17 protein-coding genes are annotated in these 17,008 nt (G+C 43.9%); 5 read left to right on the forward strand and 12 right to left on the reverse strand.

Annotated elements, in window-relative coordinates; all coding sequences use genetic code 11:
• Positions 1-255: 255 nt before the first annotated feature.
• Entirely contained in the window at positions 256-1,161 is a 906-nt protein-coding gene (locus tag DFP97_RS07445; RefSeq protein ID WP_114379368.1) for an ArsR/SmtB family transcription factor, read from the reverse strand.
• Positions 1,162-1,317: 156 nt separating this feature from the next.
• Between DFP97_RS07445 and arfA the strand changes: the two genes are divergently transcribed.
• From arfA to DFP97_RS07460, 3 genes are all read left to right on the forward strand, one after another.
• A complete protein-coding gene (gene arfA / locus DFP97_RS07450; protein WP_114379369.1) occupies positions 1,318-2,829 on the forward strand; it encodes an arabinosylfuranosidase ArfA in 1,512 nt (503 codons plus the stop codon).
• 164 nt (positions 2,830-2,993) lie between these two features.
• On the forward strand, positions 2,994-3,281 hold the full coding sequence (locus DFP97_RS07455) for a hypothetical protein (RefSeq protein ID WP_114379370.1): 288 nt from the start codon (positions 2,994-2,996) through the stop codon (positions 3,279-3,281).
• Between the two features lie 34 nt (positions 3,282-3,315).
• Positions 3,316-4,323 carry a YeiH family protein gene (locus DFP97_RS07460; protein WP_114379371.1) on the forward strand — a complete coding sequence of 336 codons (1,008 nt, stop codon included), beginning with the start codon at positions 3,316-3,318 and terminating at the stop codon, positions 4,321-4,323.
• Positions 4,324-4,335: 12 nt separating this feature from the next.
• Here the strand turns inward: DFP97_RS07460 and DFP97_RS07465 are convergent, their stop codons facing one another.
• The 9 genes from DFP97_RS07465 to DFP97_RS07505 all read right to left on the reverse strand — a co-directional run bounded on the left by DFP97_RS07465 (position 4,336) and on the right by DFP97_RS07505 (position 14,860).
• Entirely contained in the window at positions 4,336-5,310 is a 975-nt protein-coding gene (locus tag DFP97_RS07465) for an ABC transporter ATP-binding protein (RefSeq protein ID WP_114379372.1), read from the reverse strand.
• Positions 5,307-6,356, reverse strand: a complete 1,050-nt coding sequence (locus DFP97_RS07470; RefSeq protein ID WP_114379373.1) for an ABC transporter ATP-binding protein — start codon at positions 6,354-6,356, stop codon at positions 5,307-5,309. Before DFP97_RS07470 ends, DFP97_RS07465 begins: the two co-directional genes overlap by 4 nt.
• On the reverse strand, positions 6,323-7,285 hold the full coding sequence (locus DFP97_RS07475; RefSeq protein WP_114379374.1) for an ABC transporter permease: 963 nt from the start codon (positions 7,283-7,285) through the stop codon (positions 6,323-6,325). Before DFP97_RS07475 ends, DFP97_RS07470 begins: the two co-directional genes overlap by 34 nt.
• The gene (locus DFP97_RS07480) at positions 7,282-8,253 is read right to left on the reverse strand and encodes an ABC transporter permease (protein ID WP_114379375.1); all 972 of its coding nucleotides are present in this window, start codon (positions 8,251-8,253) and stop codon (positions 7,282-7,284) included. The genes DFP97_RS07475 and DFP97_RS07480 overlap by 4 nt, the downstream gene beginning before the upstream one ends.
• 77 nt (positions 8,254-8,330) lie before the next feature.
• Entirely contained in the window at positions 8,331-10,058 is a 1,728-nt protein-coding gene (locus DFP97_RS07485) for a peptide-binding protein (RefSeq protein ID WP_114379376.1), read from the reverse strand.
• A 432-nt stretch (positions 10,059-10,490) separates the two neighbouring features.
• Positions 10,491-10,910 carry a nucleoside-diphosphate kinase gene (gene ndk, locus DFP97_RS07490; RefSeq protein WP_114379377.1) on the reverse strand — a complete coding sequence of 140 codons (420 nt, stop codon included), beginning with the start codon at positions 10,908-10,910 and terminating at the stop codon, positions 10,491-10,493.
• Between the two features lie 235 nt (positions 10,911-11,145).
• Complete coding sequence (locus DFP97_RS07495; protein WP_114379378.1) at positions 11,146-12,246, reverse strand: GerAB/ArcD/ProY family transporter; 1,101 nt, start codon at positions 12,244-12,246, stop codon at positions 11,146-11,148.
• A 26-nt stretch (positions 12,247-12,272) separates the two neighbouring features.
• A complete protein-coding gene (locus DFP97_RS07500) occupies positions 12,273-13,358 on the reverse strand; it encodes a Ger(x)C family spore germination protein (protein ID WP_114379379.1) in 1,086 nt (361 codons plus the stop codon).
• A gap of 20 nt (positions 13,359-13,378) precedes the next feature.
• A complete protein-coding gene (locus tag DFP97_RS07505; RefSeq protein ID WP_114379380.1) occupies positions 13,379-14,860 on the reverse strand; it encodes a spore germination protein in 1,482 nt (493 codons plus the stop codon).
• 197 nt (positions 14,861-15,057) lie between these two features.
• Between DFP97_RS07505 and DFP97_RS07510 the strand changes: the two genes are divergently transcribed.
• The gene (locus tag DFP97_RS07510; protein ID WP_114379381.1) at positions 15,058-15,375 is read left to right on the forward strand and encodes a DoxX family protein; all 318 of its coding nucleotides are present in this window, start codon (positions 15,058-15,060) and stop codon (positions 15,373-15,375) included.
• A 160-nt stretch (positions 15,376-15,535) separates the two neighbouring features.
• Positions 15,536-16,147, forward strand: coding sequence for a sporulation-specific diadenylate cyclase CdaS (gene cdaS, locus DFP97_RS07515; protein WP_114379382.1), 612 nt, complete (start codon positions 15,536-15,538; stop codon positions 16,145-16,147).
• A 12-nt stretch (positions 16,148-16,159) separates the two neighbouring features.
• Here cdaS and rpiA read toward each other — a convergent pair whose 3' ends face one another.
• Together rpiA and cydS are read right to left on the reverse strand one after the other, a co-directional pair.
• Positions 16,160-16,828 carry a ribose-5-phosphate isomerase RpiA gene (gene rpiA, locus DFP97_RS07520; protein WP_114379383.1) on the reverse strand — a complete coding sequence of 223 codons (669 nt, stop codon included), beginning with the start codon at positions 16,826-16,828 and terminating at the stop codon, positions 16,160-16,162.
• A 64-nt stretch (positions 16,829-16,892) separates the two neighbouring features.
• Complete coding sequence (gene cydS, locus DFP97_RS32230; RefSeq protein WP_425453500.1) at positions 16,893-16,991, reverse strand: cytochrome bd oxidase small subunit CydS family protein; 99 nt, start codon at positions 16,989-16,991, stop codon at positions 16,893-16,895.
• Positions 16,992-17,008: the final 17 nt, after the last annotated feature.

Consider the following 17,008-nt stretch of genomic DNA (forward strand, 5'->3'; position numbering starts at 1 on the left):
AATTTTTTTGGTTTTCCAGAAAAAAATATCACTGCTTGAACGGACACAGCTTTAAGAACTATTTGGTTATGAATGGCAGTAAACGATGTCCGAAATGTGCGACGGTAACGATTTACAAAAGAGCGGAATGAATCACTCTCTTACAACTATGAAAGAACATCAAGACCTATGCGGGATATTAATATGCTGAAAAAAAAAGAAGATCGCCTATCCACCTGATTGGACAGGTAGTTGGCGATCTTCTTGTAATGAGCTCTAACTAATGTAATAACTGCGAATGACGATGTCCTGATCGTAATTCCCGAATCCCTTTCCGAATAAGGTTAAGCCTCCCCGTCCGCGGGATGTCTCTTCAGCACTTATTCGCAATGTCCACTGTTTACTTTCCCATTGTACATCCTTGATCGTTACGTCAGATATTTGCTGACCATCTATATAGGTACCATTTGCATTTATTCTTAGTACCTTCATTAAACCGTATTGATTGACGTCATCATGCCACCATTCAGGCATCAATCGACCTCTCATTTGACCGAAATCGCCTGGGCTCGTCCATTCTCCAACAACTGTCCCATTGATCGTAAACCGGATATCTGAAGGCCAGTTTTCATTAATATGCGGAGCCTCAGAGCCAATTTCCATCGAGATTTCAATTTCTTGTACGATTTGATCTTTGAATAGATAGTTTGGAACTTTATATTCAACAAATCCTCTAGCAAACCATAAAATACCTGCATGGACACGCTCTGGATCTAAAAAATAGGTAGGATTATCGTAATGACCGATCATCTTCTCTACTGTTGCAATTCCACATGTAGGGAAAGCCTCGAAGTCGGTGTAATGACCGACAGGCACGGCAACCTCCACGACCTTTCTAGTCGCATGAGCAGATTTGGATAATCTGATTTGCAGAAAGTCTGCAGACAGCGTGCAAAACTTGTAGGTTCCTCCGTTGATCCGTTTCATTCTGCAGCTTACGAGCCCTGCTTTTTGCAGCTTGTTAACGTGTGTACTGACAATTGCGCTGCTCAGATAGAGCGCAGAAGCCAGTTCTTTAATATGCATTTCTTTCATATCCAATAAGTCAATAATCTGCAAGCGGGCCTCGCTCGCCAACGCTTCGTAAACCCGGAGCGATTCAGAGTCAGTTGTCAAATTCACTATTACACATCCATTCTTAGAATTAGTTTTTTAGTTAATTCTTATTTATTTGAATCCGCATATTGATTGTATTTATCTATTATGATAAATTTTATATAGGAATTCAATACTTAAGAATTAATTAATTCATTAATTCAAACTGGAGGCCCCTGATCGATGTCTATTAAATCCACTATGCTTATTGACAAGAATTTCACGATTTCGGCTGTAGATCCCCGGCTATACGGATCATTTATTGAGCACTTGGGACGAGCGGTATATGGCGGTATTTATGAGCCGAACCATCCGACTGCAGATGAAAACGGCTTCCGCCGTGACGCGTTGGATGCTATTCGTGCCCTGAACGTGCCAATCATTCGCTATCCGGGCGGGAATTTTGTATCCGGCTATAACTGGGAGGATGGCGTTGGCCCAAAGGCAGACCGGAGACGCCTTCTTGAGCTTGCGTGGTGGACAACGGAAACGAATGAAGTGGGAACGAATGAATTCGCCGACTGGGCTAAGCTTGTAGGTTCGGAAGTTATGATGGCCGTCAATTTGGGTACCCGCGGAATTGACGCGGCTAGAAATCTTGTCGAATATTGCAACCATCCGTCGGGTTCATACTGGAGCGATCTGCGAATATCTCATGGCTATAAAGAGCCTCATCGTTTCAAAACGTGGTGCCTGGGGAATGAAATGGACGGACCATGGCAGATCGGAGCAAAAACCGCTGTCGAATACGGCAGACTGGCGAATGAAACTGCCAAAGCGATGCGCTGGGTCGATCCGACTATCGAGCTTGTAGCGTGCGGCAGCTCATCCAGCGGCATGGATACTTTTGCCGAATGGGAAGCTACTGTGCTGGATCTCACCTACGATCAAGTGGATTTTTTATCCTTACATACCTATTACAACAATAATGAGAACGATTCCTCGAATTTCTTGGCCCGGTCGCTCGATATGGATCAATTCATTCAAAGCGTGTCGGCTATTTGCGATTACGTGAAGGCGAAAAAACGGAGCAAGAAAAAGCTGATGCTCTCATTAGATGAATGGAATGTTTGGAATTCCATCGGATCAAGCCGTGCTGAAGAGCGCTGGCAGGTAGCGCCGCCGGAATTCGAAGACACCTATACAATGGAAGATGCTCTTGCGGTAGGCTGCTTCCTGATTACACTGCTTAAGCATGCCGACCGTGTAAAAATGGCTTGCATCGCCCAATTGATTAATGTCATTGCACCGATCATGACGGAAAACGGAGGCCCATTGTGGCTGCAAACCACTTATTATCCGTACCTTCATGCCTCACTTTACGGCAGAGGAACGGTGCTTCAGCCAATTATCTCTTCACCTAAATACGACTCAAAAGATTTCACGGATGTTCCTTATTTGGAGGCAATCAGCGTTTACAATGAAGAACAGGGTGAAGTAACGATATTTGCTGTAAACCGGCATTTGTCGGAGATGCTGGAGCTTGATGTTGATGTCCGCAGCTTCGGTGATATTAGCGTTATGGAGCACGTCGTATTGGAGAATGAGGATATTAAAGCGGTCAATACAAAATCGAATCCGGCTAATGTCGTCCCTCATAACCGGGGTACCGCAAAAGTAGACGGCGGTCATGTAAAGGCTATGCTTACCAAAGCTTCATGGAACGTAATTAGACTGCGTATAAAGAACGTATAGCTTTCTTTAACTAAATAGCCTGCGCGCCTTGAAGGCGGCAGGCTATTTTTTTGATACATTTAAATATCGAAGTGCTGAGACCATTTAACCATAAGTTTGACATTATCGTTTCCATCCCGATACAATTACGTGAGTCAAATTGTTCAGAAGGCAGGTGAAGATTAATGTCACAATCATGCCCGCAATGCGGTTATCAGGTACTTCCAAATACTTATCTCTGTAAAAATTGCGGAGCTAATTTAATTGACAGCGGTGAATTAATCAGCGCCTTAACCCATATTGACGATACTAAACCATTTTCCCTCGCCATTAAGCTATTGCCTCCCGCAATCATAGCCTGCTCTGGTTTTGTGGCCAAGGCTGTGGGCAGCTATTGGGTTATTGGAGTAGGTGTCCTCGGAGCGATTTTTCTCTATTATTGGCTTCGCAAAAAGAAAAAATTTCGTCCGTAAACTTCGTACGGTGCTGGTGAGAGGAGTACCCATCATGGCATGGCTCAACAAGTTCGGACCAGGACTCGCACTTATACTTGTCATCTCCATTATTTCGACCGGGCTTGGCACTTTTCTGCCCTTAATCGGAGGTCCGGTATTCGGTCTTTTGTTCGGCATCCTAATTAACAATACAATCGGCAAACCGAGACGCGCGCTGCATGGCGTTCAATTTAGCTCCAAAAAAATATTGCAGTGGGCCATTATTGCAGTTGGATGCGGGTTAAATTTAAACCGGGTATGGGAAACGGGCTTGGAATCGTTGGCGGTACTGCTGTCAAGTATGACCGCTGCTTTTATAGCGGCTTTTGTATTCGGCAGGTTACTCCGCATACCTTCAAGACTTACCGTGTTGATCGGCGCCGGTACGGGAATATGCGGCGGCTCCGCGATTGCCGCAGTTTCTCCAATTATCGAGGCTGAGGAAGCCGATATCGCATATGCGATAACGACAATCTTTTTATTCAATATCGCGGCAACGCTTCTGTTTCCCTATCTGGGTCATCAACTCGGCTTAACAGACAGGGGATTTGGACTTTGGGCCGGCTCAGCAATTAACGATACCTCTTCCGTTGTCGCAACCGGATATATCTATAGTCAAGCTGCCGGCGATTATGCAACGGTCGTTAAGCTGGTAAGAACGACCTTTATTATTCCAATTACATTATTGCTGTCGTTCTACGTCTTGAAAAAGAAAAAACGGGAACAAATCAGCATTACATCGGAAGCTTTTAATCCGTTAAAGCTGTTTCCTTGGTTCATCCTTTGGTTCCTATGCGCTTCATTGCTCAATACGCTTGGCTTTTTCGATAATACGGTAATCGCTTTTACCGGTCTCGCGGCGAAATTCATGATTGTCATGGCGTTAACAGGTATAGGACTAAGCTCCGATTTTCGCACGATGTTGAAAACAGGGTTTCGTCCTATTCTTTTCGGCTTGATGGTTTGGTTTACCGTTGCCGTTATAAGTTTGTCGGTACAATGGTTGAACGGACAATTGTAATTATCCTGTTATCTAGACCAGCGGATAATGGCAAGCCACCTGTCTACCCTCGGATAGCGGGAGCAAAAGCGGCTCCTCCTGGCGGCATTTGTCTCTGGCAATGGGACAACGCGGGTGAAAGCGGCAGCCGGACGGCGGATTCGCCGGTGACGGTACGTCACCCTGCAAAATGATTCGTTCCTGCTTATTATGAGGGGTAGGCCTCGGTATAGCGGAAAGCAGAGCTGCCGTGTAAGGATGCATGGGTGCGGCAAATAAAGCTTCCGTGTCTGCTACCTCGACCAATTTGCCTAAATACATTACGCCTACGCGATCAGAGATATGCCGTACTACATTCAACCCATGTGCGATGAATAAGTAGGTCAGCCCCAGCTCCTTCTGCAGCTTCACCAGCAAATTCAATACCTGCGACTGAACAGAAACGTCAAGAGCTGAAACTGCCTCGTCTGCAACAATAAATTTAGGGTTCAACGCGATCGCCCTGGCAATGCCGATCCGCTGCCGCTGTCCGCCGGAAAACTCATGCGGATACCGGTTGCGCCGCGAAGCGTCCAATCCGACAAGCTCCATAAGCTCGACAACCCGCTTGTCCAATTCCTTCGCCGATGCCCTAAGGTGTACACGAATCGGCTCGCCGATAATATCTTTGACCAGAAACCTGGGATTCAAGGAGCCGAACGGATCTTGGAATATAATTTGCATCTCCTGGCGCAATCGCCTGAGCTCATTCGGCTTCAGCTGTCCAACATTCCGTTCCTCGAACAGAACGTCGCCCTCTGTTGCTTGCTGCAGCTTAAGTATGACTCTTCCTAACGTCGATTTGCCGCATCCGGATTCCCCGACCAATCCGAACGTTTCTCCTTTGCGAATGCCAAGTGATAGGCCGTCAATCGCCTTTACATGACCGACCACCCTACCCAGCAGGCCCATTTGAATCGGAAAATACTTCTTAACGTTTCTTATCTCAAGCAAATAGGGGGCGCTCATGCGCGTTTCACCTCCGTTCTGCTTTGCTTCGCTTTCCAAGCGCTGACACCGACCCGCTGACCGGCTGCGGCGGTCTCTTCGTGCAGCCAGCATGCGGCATGATGATCTGCGTTTATCGCAAGCAGCGGAGGCTCCTCCTCCCGGCATCTTGACATGACGTGCGGGCAGCGGGGATGGAAGCGGCACCCGTCCGGCAGTTGATTAATGCTGGGAATGGTACCCTTGATCGTATACAATTCTTCTCCCCGCTCCCCTTCAAATCCAGGGATAGACTTAAGCAATCCTATTGTATAAGGATGGCTGGGATTATCGAAAATTTCCGCAACGGTTCCTTCCTCCGCAATGATTCCAGCATACATGACGGCAATTCGGTCAGCCATCTCGGCGGCAACGCCCATGTCATGGGTTATGAGCAGAATGGACATGCCGAACTCCTGTTTTAATCGCTGGAGGAGATCCAATATTTGCGCTTGAACCGTAACATCAAGCGCCGTTGTCGGTTCGTCGGCAATAAGAAGCTCCGGGTTGCAGGCAAGCGCGATGGCAATAACGACCCGTTGGCACATGCCGCCCGACAATTCATGGGGGTACTGCCTAGCTCTTGTCTCAGGTGCGGGTATACCGACCAGTCGAAGCAAATCCACCGCTTTGCTCCATGCCTCCTTCTTTTTCTTCTTCTGGTGCAGCTGCAGGCTTTCCGCAATTTGATCCCCGATCGTGAAGACGGGATTGAGAGCGGACATAGGGTCTTGAAAGATCATCGCCAATTTATTGCCGCGAATTCGTGTCAGCTCATCCTGGTTCTTCTTCATTAAATCTTCTCCGTGAAACCGGATGCTCCCGTCAAGAATAATGCCGCCAGCGAATTCGAGCAGTCGCATGACTGCGAGAGACGTAACGCTCTTGCCGCTCCCGGATTCGCCCACCAGGCAAAGCGTTTGCCCTTTGTCTAACGAAAGCGTTACCCGGTCAGTCGCTTTCACGATTCCTTGTTCAGATAGGAAGCCGGCAGTTAAGTTCCGAATTTCGAGTAGTCTTTCCGCCATTGATTAAGCCTCCTCCGGGGAATTTTTATTTTTTTGCGCGGATCAAGAGCGTCTCTAATGCCATCGCCGATGAAGTTTACGGCGAGTACGACAATTAAAATGCATAAGCCCGGATAAAGCGCTTGAATCGGATCGACTAACATAAATTCCTGCGCATTGGTCAGCATTAATCCCCAGCTTGTGGCCGGAGACTGCACTCCCAAGCCGAGATAAGAAAGCGCTGATTCGCTAAGGATAGCCCCTCCCACCATTAACGTCGCGTTAACGATAATCGGAAAGCTGGCATTGCGGAGAAGATGCTTAAATATAATCGACCAGTCGGATACGCCTATCGCCTTTGCCGCTTCCACGTACTGCATTTCTCTAAGCTGCAGGAACGTGCCCCGTACGAGGCGGGCCACCCCCATCCAGCTGGTAAAGGCAAGAACCAATATCATATAACTGAATTTGGAGCCAAAGATAGCCAATATAAGAATGTTGAGAAACAACAGCGGTATGGAATTCATAACGTCTACAAGACGCATAAAGCAGGTGTCCAACCAACCTCCGAAATACCCGGATAAAGCCCCGATTAAAGTGCCAATGACAACGGATACGATTGCAACGCTAAAGCCTACGAGAAGTGAAATTTGGCTGCTGTACAATAAACGGGAGAAAATATCCCGTCCCAATTCATCCGTACCCAGCAGATGGTTATCGGTACCGGCCGGCAGGTTTGCGTACAGCAGATCGATTTGAGATGGATTATAAGGCGCCAGCCAACGGGCAAAAACGGCTGTGATAATAAAGAAAAGCAAGATGCAGAGTCCGGTCAAAGCGTACGGATTACGGATGAATTTATGCCATACAGCCCGCCAAGGACCGGGCGGCTTTGGATTGGACCGGGGGAGGTCCGGCTTGCCTGCAGCTTCCAGCTTTGCTCCGCTCATGCCGCTCTACCTCCCTTCCGTCCCAATTGGACACGCGGGTCGACCAGCGCATAGAGAAGATCGGCAATCAGATTTCCGATAATGACCATAACCGCGACGATTAAGGTGATGGCCATCAGTACCGAATATTCCCGGGCCAGCGCCATATTAACGAATAGACGTCCCATTCCCGGCCAGTTAAACACATTTTCCGTCAGGGCGGCGCCTGCCACAAGCATCGGCAAATCCAATCCGAGAATGGTAATGATCGGAATGAGCGCGTTCCGCAAAGCATGACGGAAAACGACTCTCCTCTCCTGCACTCCTTTGGCTCTGGCTGTGCGAATATAATCCTGGTGCAGCACTTCAAGCATGCTGGAACGGGAATATTTTACATAAGCAGCCAGGAATCCAAGCGTTAATACGGTTACAGGAAGTACTAAATGTAACAATAAATCTGAAGGCTGCCCTTCCTTACCCATTGTCCACATATCGGACAGCGGCAGCCAATCCAGCTTTAAGGCAAATATTTCTTGCAAAATGATACCAAACCAAAAAGTCGGCATGGCGAATCCGATATACGAAATAATAGAAGCCGTCTGGTCGGATAGGCCGTATTCGGCGGTACTGTTGTATATGCCCCATGGAATTGCAATCAGCATCGCGAGAAACCAGGCTGCGCTCATAAGCACGATTGTATTCTTAACCGTCGGCCATAAGATGTCCCCTACGGGGATATGATTTTTAAACGTATAGCCAAGATCGCCTTGAAGGAGATCACCGATCCACCGGATATATTGGATATAAACCGGCTTATCCAAGCCTAAATTGTGCATCTGCACCTTCGCTGCTTCCTGGGACATGTTGGGGGAAAGAAAAATTTGAGCAGGCCCGCCGGGCGCTGCATGAATTAATGCGAATGTAACCAATGTGATAAGAAAAAGCACCAGCACGGATTGCAAAATGCGTCGGATCAGATATTCAGTCATTCATCTTCCTCCTAAACCTTAAGGGAAAGGAATAAGAACCCCTTCCCTTAGCGGTTTTGCGATAGCCTATCCGTTTATTAACCTTTAATCCACCAGTTAATAATATTGTATAAATACCCGTAAGCGAGAGTCGGCTCCGGTCTGTGCTCTTCCGCATACTGGACTTTTGCATTAATGCCTTGCGGCAGTCCGTATTGGTACATAAAGATATAAGGCAGATCCGTGGAAATTTCTTTACCCACTTCCTTGTAAATTTCTTTCCGCTCATTCTGGTCTACAGTCGAGTATCCTTTAACCCACAACTCATCCAGCTTCTCATTTTTATACCAGCCGGAGTTTTGACCGGTCGGCGGGAAGTACTTGGACGAGAAGATACTCTCCGCATCCGGATCAGGATTAGAAAGCGACCATGACAGGAGAATGGCATTGTATTTGCCCGGAGTAAGATTCTGGTCGACCCAAGCGGCAAAGTCAATTCCCTTCGGCATTACTTCGATACCGACATCTTTCAGATTCTGTTGAATGACTGCCGATACTTGTTCCCGGCGGCTATTCCCCGCATTGTACTGCAGTTCAAACGAGAAGCGGTGACCGTCTTTGACAAGAATTCCATCGTCGCCGGCTACCCATCCATCCTCGGCAAGCAGCTTTTTGGCTTGCTCCTTATCATAGTTGTAATTCACCGCCGCATCACCCGGATTTGCCCACGAGTTCGGCAGGAACGGCGCATTCATTAATAGTCCGGTTCCTTTCAGCACGTTATCGACCATGCCTTGACGGTTTAGCGCATAGGCGATAGCTTGTCTCGTCTTCTGAGTACCGAATGGAACAAAGTTATCCTTGAAGTTTTTAGGGTCAAAGTTAAATCCCAAATATTCATATTGCGGTCCCGGTTCCAGAATGACGCGTAGATTACTCTGTCCTTTAACCGCATCCACTTGCGTAACAGGTATGGCTTGAACCATGTCAATGTCGCCTTTTATAAGCGCTTGAACCTCTGTATTCTGGTCAGCGTAAATTTTGTAGATGACTTTCTGGATATGCGGTTTTTGTCCCCAGTAGTTTGGATCCGCTTCGAAAGATAAGTATTGTGTCTGCTTCCACTCGCTCCATTTCCATGCACCGTTGGTAACGGTTTTAGCAGGGTCTGTGCCGTAAGGGTGCTTTTGCAGCTCCGCAGCAGGTACATCCTTCAGCACATGGGCTGGAACAAGCTGGGAAAACAGCGAATATTGAAAAGGTGCGTACACCTGTTTTAACTTAATATTTACGGTATGGTCATCGACTTTCTCAATCGAATCCACTTTGTCGAACTGGCTGATGCCAGGTGATCCGACATCGGGATTACGTATCGTGTCGAAGGTGAAGATCAGGTCATCGGCGGTAACTGGCTGGCCGTCGCTCCATTTGGCCGTATTTTTCAATTTAACGGTATAGGTTTTGCCGTCTGCGCTGATTTGCGGTTTCTCAGCCGCAAGCGACCATGGTTCTACGGTGACGTTGCCCGACCGGTCAAGATCATAAAGATAGGCATACAACAAAGTGACTGCATCGCCGGACGAGGTATCCTGCACAAATATAGGATTCACCGTAACAATGTCAGAGAAGGTACCCACGGTCAGCGTTCCTCCGTCAACCGGCTTGTTTTCATCCGTATCGTTCTCCGTGCCGGTCCCGGCCGTTGACTCTGGCGTTACTGTAGGCTCCGTGTCGGGCGTTTTCTCCGAATTTGTGCACCCTGCAATGACTAGTCCAATAAGCATTAGAACCAAAAAAGATGTTGCCCATTTTCTTACATTTCCCATCAACTTTCCTCCTCTTTATAATCGTTTTGTAATATAAATAACGCCATTTACAATTGTACCACTTTTTTCCTAAATTGAAATCATAATTTTCTGAATATTCAATGTTTTTGAAGGGTGAATTGCAATCACATTATTAATAAAAAATGAAAAGGGTTACAAGTCATTTAACAAAAAAAGACGTCAAATGGACGACTTTTACTTCTTTTGGAGGCCGCAAATGCATCAGACTCCTATGAACCTTTTATTGAATTAGGTCATGCTTATGCGGATGCGGACATAGGATTCGTTATTCTAAAAATAACTGTTTTACGGCAAATAACGAATTCCATATCCGCAAGTACATCAAAAGAGGGCAAAACGGAAAAATAAAGGATTCCATGTCCGCGTACACCTATCCATGGACATTTGATCCGTTTCGCCAATCTCCAATAATCAATAAGAAAAAGCTGCCTGCCCTTTAAAAAACAAACCAATTTCTCTATCTGCATTTTCGAGCGAATCCGATCCATGGATGATGTTGCTCGATACATCCAGTGCATAATCACCACGGATTGTTCCTGCAGAAGCCTCAACCGGATTAGTCGCGCCGATTAACGCACGCGCATTTTTGACGGCATGCTCCCCTTCCCAAACCATCGCAAATACCGGCCCCGAAATTATGAATGCGACCAATTCTCCGAAAAAAGGCTTTTCCCTTAAATCACAGTAGTGAAGTTCCGCTGTCTCGCGCGATACGTTTAACAATTTGGCATCAATCAACCGAAAGCCCTTATGCTCGAATCGGGACACAATATCTCCAATTAGGTTCCTCTTGACGCCATCCGGTTTAATCATGATAAAGGTTTGTTCCACAAATGCCACTCTCCTATCGAACCCTTATTTAGTACATCATAAATATAATATAGCGTGTCATATAACGCAATTAGTAAAGCGAAATTTGATTTATACTGATTTTTTAATATATTAATACGCATATTAGATTGATTTATCGTGGAATATGATATTGATCGTTAAACTACAAAAAAAAGAACCCAAGAGGTCTCTAAGGTTCAGTTCCATTAAGCTAAGAAGCATAAGTATACATTCCCTATACGGCGCTTTTTCGTTTTTTCTTAAATAAAGTAATCAGAAAAAGCAAGGGGATATAGAGATAAATATAATAAAATCCGATGTTCCCGTATAACTCAGACAGACGTCTTACGCTGCCGCGGTCATTAAAGAAAATAAACAAAATTAGAAATCCAGCCAGAAACATTAACAGGCTCCACCGTAGTTTAGTATGTAAAGTCGTTCTCAGCACCCTGCCTGCGACCCATAAGGATATTGAAACACTCACTAATACTTTAAGGAACCATAGCGCAACAACTATATATTCCAAACGCTGAATGATTGGTATTTCTATAATCTTCAACATTGTTAGGGTCGGCCAAATAATATGCTTAAGCTGTCCCTCAGTATAATACATGAAGGTGATTAACGTAATAATTAGATATATGAATGTAACAAAAAAAACAGCTGCATGCCCCCATTTTGCAGATTTATCCGGTGTCTTGACAAAGGGGTACACCATAAACAAACATTCAACGCCTAAAAATTGAAATACCATGCTTTTTGTAGACAAAGCAATTTCTTTAAAGGTGTGATTGAACAGGGGCAATAAGTTGATCGGATGCAAATATTTTAATACGAAAAAGAACAATGGAAAAACAATCATATAAGGAAGAATACTCCCCCAAAAGCTAATTCCAGCTAAGGTTCGAAGACCTCCGGCTAATGTATAGTAAATAATAACGATGAATATGATGCAAATCGGATATATATTCATAACCGGAAACATCCAGATCTGAATCACTTCGATAAATACCCTGAATACAATAAATCCTGCTAAATAAAAATACAAGACGTTTGCCAAATTAAATAAAAGACCCAAAGCCTTGCCAAAGCATAGCTTATTAATTAATGTTAAATCCAAAATTTCTTGGTCGGACGAAAACATTCGGTAGATCATCCATAAGATAATATGAATGGTTACCCCTCCGACGATAACTGAAATCCATGCATTATATCCCGCATGATCAATTAATGAACGTTGAAAATTGAGGATGCCGACTCCAATCATATTGCCCTGGATGAGAAAGAAAACGAAAAAAGGAGATATCAAGCTTTTTTCACTTTTTTGATTTTTCATTCACGATACACCCCCTTTTGTCGACCTCACTCTCCAACACCAGTTTGTATAATCTCTATATGTACACTTACACTCGTTTTTAATTTCGGATAAATGCTCTCGAAGCTTTGTTCACTCCAGACTTTTGATTTGCTCCTTAACAAGTCGCCAAAGCCTATAGGGTCAACCATGTTGTTCTTGCATAATGTTATAAAATCCTGGATTTCTTGGACAAAATGAGCTTCCATCTCTTTTTCAAGCTTGCGCAATTGTTCTTCACGGAGCAAATCAATATGATCGGGAACGTCTTTGACTTGCGCTTCCAGCTTTAGGCTAATTGCAATGGAAGGAACCGGATAAATTTCATTTACTTTGTAGGTAGTTCGGGAATTGACGCTGTTCATTAGAATATAATCTTCGTTTTGATTTCTCGGTTCCTTTAGAGGCAATAAGTAACTTCCATTCTTTGAGTTCTCTATAAGCATTTTGAGGATGAAAGCTTTTTTTATACTGATATTCGTTTTGTACTTATCATGCTTAAATAAAACTAAACCGCCAATTTTTATTTTTCCGCGTTCAGTGATCATATATGGTAAAAAAGGATCCTGTCCTTCACCATAAAAATCAAATAAAAAGGTTTGAAGGTTCACCTCCGGCAAATTCCCATTATCGATGTTTTGATTAATCATGCCTGCTATATAATATGGAACATGGAACTTCATGGACATTTGCAATATTTCCGCAGCCTCTTTTTCCGCTACTCCAAGCTGTACCCTGCTGCCTACTTGAGCATCGCGGCAAATGCTGTGGATGACTGCCTCAATGCCTTTTTCGGAAAAGCTTTTTCCAAACAAGACCATCCCTAACTGACCGTATTCGATAGGAGTGTTCGTTTTCGTATTCAGTCTGGGCATAATATCGTAATAGGAGTTGGATTTCGTGTCTAACAGCTGTACATTTGTTTCTCCTTTTTTCTCAAAAGAAGGATAAAGCACGGTACTTTTCACATTATTTCCTTCTAGGTCATAACCAATCGTTTGGATGATTTTTATGTCATCGACAATTTTTTGATTGGTACAAGCGGTTAAATTACAGCTAATTACAATAAGTATAATGGTCTTCAACAGCTTCATACGCTAACTCCTTATTCCTTTCATTCTTCCTCTTCAAAACCACTCGTCTTTTTATTTTTCTTTGGAGAATACCTGATTAAGGAAATCGGCCTTAAATAACCCTGTCTAGTGTTTGTAAGCTCATACGAAGAACGAATAAAGCTATCTTTAAGATCTTTGATCCTCAAGGGATAAAAAGGCACCGTGTATGGATGTCCCAAAGATTTCAAACGTGTAATATGGATCAAAATAAAGCATGTTCCGAAAATAATTCCTAGATTCCCCCAAAAAGCTGCCATTACGATCATAGGGAACCTTAAAAACCTTATTGTATTCGACATCTTATAAATCGGGGTGGCAAAAGACGCCAACGCCGATAAAGCTACCGTTATGATTAAGATGTTGCTTGTCAAAGCAGCCTCAACTGCAGCCTGACCGATGACAATACCTCCAACGATGCCTAAAGTCTGCCCGATCTTCGTCGGCAATCTAGCCCCCGCTTCCCGGAGAAATTCAATTGTTATTTCCAAAAAAAGCACTTCAAGAACAGGAGGGAAAGGCACGTTATTTCTAGAGAAAATGAGGGGGCCCAATAAATCTTTTGGAATCATCTCATAATGGAAAGTCGTTAGCGCGACATAAATCGAGGTCGCATATACCGAAAATATAACGCCGAAGATTCGTATTAAACGAAAGAAAGAACCGAGTATCCAAGGCAAGTAATAATCTTCAGGCGAAATAAAAAAATCAAACAACGTAGACGGACCCGTTACAAAATAGGGTGAACCGTCGCTGATGATCGCTACTTGGCCGCTAATTAACGCATAAGCAACGCGATCTCTTCGTTCTGTGCTGACAAACAACGGAAAAGGCGTAAAGGAGTTGTCTGAAATCAATTGATCTAAAATAGAAGAATCAAATAAGACATCGAAATCAATATCACTTAATCTTTGCTCAACATTTCGAATGTTCTCCTCGTTCGTAACTCCATCAATATATATAATGACGACTTTTGTTTTAGACACCGTCCCAATCGTCATTTCTTTGACAATGAGGCTTGGAATATTAAGCTGGCATCTTAATAAATGGATATTTGTATCGATATTTTCAACAAACCCGATTTTGGGTCCGACAACACTAAACTCATTTTCGGTAGTATTATCATTTCGCACACCGATCTGGCTTGCTAAATTTAATAACATACATTCTCTATCATTCTCATTTATTTGAATGATGGCATGGCCCTTCATCAATTTAAACTGAATATCTTTTATTTCCGATGTAATTTGGGCATCTTGAATCGGTATCCAAGCTCGAATGTCCTCCACATTTTTTAATTCAATTTCAGTATTTCGGTTTTGCAAAGCATGAATGAAATGATCCTGAAGCCACTTTTCATCGATCAAGGTTTTATAATACGAAAGAAATAATTTTTGATTTGCTAATGTAATCGTAGTCGTAATGAAATCGCTGGATAAGCCTGCTTGTTTTTTTAATTCTTGAATATCTTTAAGCTGATTCATTTCAGACCTCCGCAAGAGTGCATAACTAACAAGATAAGGATATTATGAATAGCTGTGCCTTGTTTTATTCAGAGACTTCAGGATAAAGAAACTAATTGAGGTCAATTAATTACTATTTTTTATTTACTTTACAAAAGTGAGTTAATAATATGATGCATATACAAACCATTTGAAAGGAGGCAAAAATGAAATGAATAATGCTCAACAAGTTTAATATTTCCGGATGGTTTCAAAGTATCGAAATTCCGGGATTTTTAGCATATGCAGTAGCCACTGTTGAATTAGTTGGCGGTTTAGCTCTCATTATGGGTATCTGTACAAGATTGGTATCTGCTCTTCTGGCCATTATTCTTCTGATTGCGACGCTTAAAGTCAAGCTTGGAGTAGGCTTTATGGGGAATGGCCAAATGGCCGGATACGAGTTCGACCTCTCTCTGCTTGCTATCGCCCTTTATCTTGTTTTAAGCAGAAGTTATTTATGGTCGCTCGATTCGCTTCTCAAAAGCAAAGCATAATTATGCATAGATTTCTTCCAGGACGAAATAATACTTTGGGTGATGATTAATAACAATGAGTTTGGCTCGCGTCTATGGGAATACAATCAAGGTTGTTTCACCGTTTGAACGACTGTGAAGCAACCCTATTTTGTTACTTACGGAGGAGGAGATTGAACAGATGGAACATACGGAGTGTGACTTCTCGCCTTTAAGACTAAAACTAAAAGAGCAGTTAATAACCATCTCCGAAAACATTGATCAGATCATATCCACCCTCGATAATGAAAATACTTGCCTTCTTAATGAAATCGAAAGCATAGCTAAAACGTTTTCAAATACCGGCACGCTGGCCTCGACTTATTATTTAAGCTGTTTTTTGGCTCCTTACACGAATAAATATAATGAGATCTCTCAAGCCATAAGCCATCTGAGTCTAAAACGGCAAGGAGCTCTCATCGTCATTCAAAGAGAAGATCCTATAGATAAATGGATTACCCCGGGCATTCCTCTTTCGGCGGAAATCTCCAGTTCACTGGTGGAATCCATCTTTGTTACCGGAAGCCCCTTACACGATGGCGCAGTTTTGATTCATCACGATATTATCGTGTCTGCAGCTAATATTCTCCCCCTTACCGAAAAATCATACGGCAATGAAAAGATGGGTACCCGCCACCGCGCAGCGATTGGAATGTCGGAGCGTACAGATGCATTAATCCTTATCGTGTCTGAAGAATCAGGCAAAGCATCCTTTTGCTTGGACGGCAAGCTTTACCCTTTTACACTTTCCTGACTTCACTCTCTCTTATTTCTTTATTTTAACGGTATCGTTTTCTGTACCGATAATGACGGCATGCACCATCGTATGCGAAAATAAACCGTTCTCGACTACACCGGGAATAGAGTTCATTCGAGCACTCAATATTTCAGGATCTTCGATGATATCGAAAAAACAATCGGCAATCATATTGCCATTGTCCGTTATATAGACGTTTTCTGCATCCCGCCTGATCCTCGGTTCACAATCCAATGCGCGCAAATGTCTCAGCGTTAGGTTGGAGGCGAAAGGAACGATTTCGACGGGTACGGGGAACCTTCCCAACTTTCCCACTAGCTTCGACTCGTCGATAATGACAACAAACCTTTTGCTGTGGGACGCGAGTATTTTCTCCCTGAGAAGCGCGCCACCACCGCCCTTAATCAAATTGTTATTGTTGTCGACTTCATCCGCTCCATCGATCGTAATATCGATAGAATCAATCTCTTCGATTGGTACAAGTGCTACTCCGAATTGCTTTGCCAGCTCTTCCGACCGTTTGGAGCTTGCTACCGCTTTTATTCGGAGTCCCGAACGAGCCCTTTCGCCAATTTTCTCAATCGCATAATAAGCTGTAGAGCCTGTTCCGAGCCCAACAATCATACCATCCTGTATGTATTCGACAGCCTTCTCGGCAGCCCGTTTTTTAGAGTTCAACTTACGTGCCTCCTCCCGTATTATTCGAAAATTATAGCATATTCGAATCATACGCACATGCAAGTCAGTCTCTTTCTTTACCGAATGCCCCCCAAGCAAAAACAACAGCGAGAGAAGCTAATACAACGATTGGCGGCAATACCGAAATAAATAAGAAATCCATGTTCTAGCCCCTTCCGA

It is taken from the genome of Paenibacillus prosopidis (assembly GCF_003337375.1).
GTDB lineage: Bacteria > Bacillota > Bacilli > Paenibacillales > Paenibacillaceae > Pristimantibacillus > Pristimantibacillus prosopidis.

Bases quoted from the DNA above. Each gene is read 5' to 3' on its own strand.
- arfA (WP_114379369.1), top strand. From the start codon at position 1,318: ATGTCTATTAAATCCACTATGCTTATTGACAAGAATTTCACGATTTCG.
- DFP97_RS07455 (WP_114379370.1), top strand. From the start codon at position 2,994: ATGTCACAATCATGCCCGCAATGCGGTTATCAGGTACTTCCAAATACT.
- DFP97_RS07460 (WP_114379371.1), top strand. From the start codon at position 3,316: ATGGCATGGCTCAACAAGTTCGGACCAGGACTCGCACTTATACTTGTC.
- DFP97_RS07465 (WP_114379372.1), bottom strand. From the start codon at position 5,310: ATGAGCGCCCCCTATTTGCTTGAGATAAGAAACGTTAAGAAGTATTTT.
- DFP97_RS07470 (WP_114379373.1), bottom strand. From the start codon at position 6,356: ATGGCGGAAAGACTACTCGAAATTCGGAACTTAACTGCCGGCTTCCTA.
- DFP97_RS07475 (WP_114379374.1), bottom strand. From the start codon at position 7,285: ATGAGCGGAGCAAAGCTGGAAGCTGCAGGCAAGCCGGACCTCCCCCGG.
- DFP97_RS07480 (WP_114379375.1), bottom strand. From the start codon at position 8,253: ATGACTGAATATCTGATCCGACGCATTTTGCAATCCGTGCTGGTGCTT.
- DFP97_RS07485 (WP_114379376.1), bottom strand. From the start codon at position 10,058: ATGGGAAATGTAAGAAAATGGGCAACATCTTTTTTGGTTCTAATGCTT.
- DFP97_RS07495 (WP_114379378.1), bottom strand. From the start codon at position 12,246: ATGAAAAATCAAAAAAGTGAAAAAAGCTTGATATCTCCTTTTTTCGTT.
- DFP97_RS07500 (WP_114379379.1), bottom strand. From the start codon at position 13,358: ATGAAGCTGTTGAAGACCATTATACTTATTGTAATTAGCTGTAATTTA.
- DFP97_RS07505 (WP_114379380.1), bottom strand. From the start codon at position 14,860: ATGAATCAGCTTAAAGATATTCAAGAATTAAAAAAACAAGCAGGCTTA.
- DFP97_RS07510 (WP_114379381.1), top strand. From the start codon at position 15,058: ATGCTCAACAAGTTTAATATTTCCGGATGGTTTCAAAGTATCGAAATT.
- cdaS (WP_114379382.1), top strand. From the start codon at position 15,536: ATGGAACATACGGAGTGTGACTTCTCGCCTTTAAGACTAAAACTAAAA.
- cydS (WP_425453500.1), bottom strand. From the start codon at position 16,991: ATGGATTTCTTATTTATTTCGGTATTGCCGCCAATCGTTGTATTAGCT.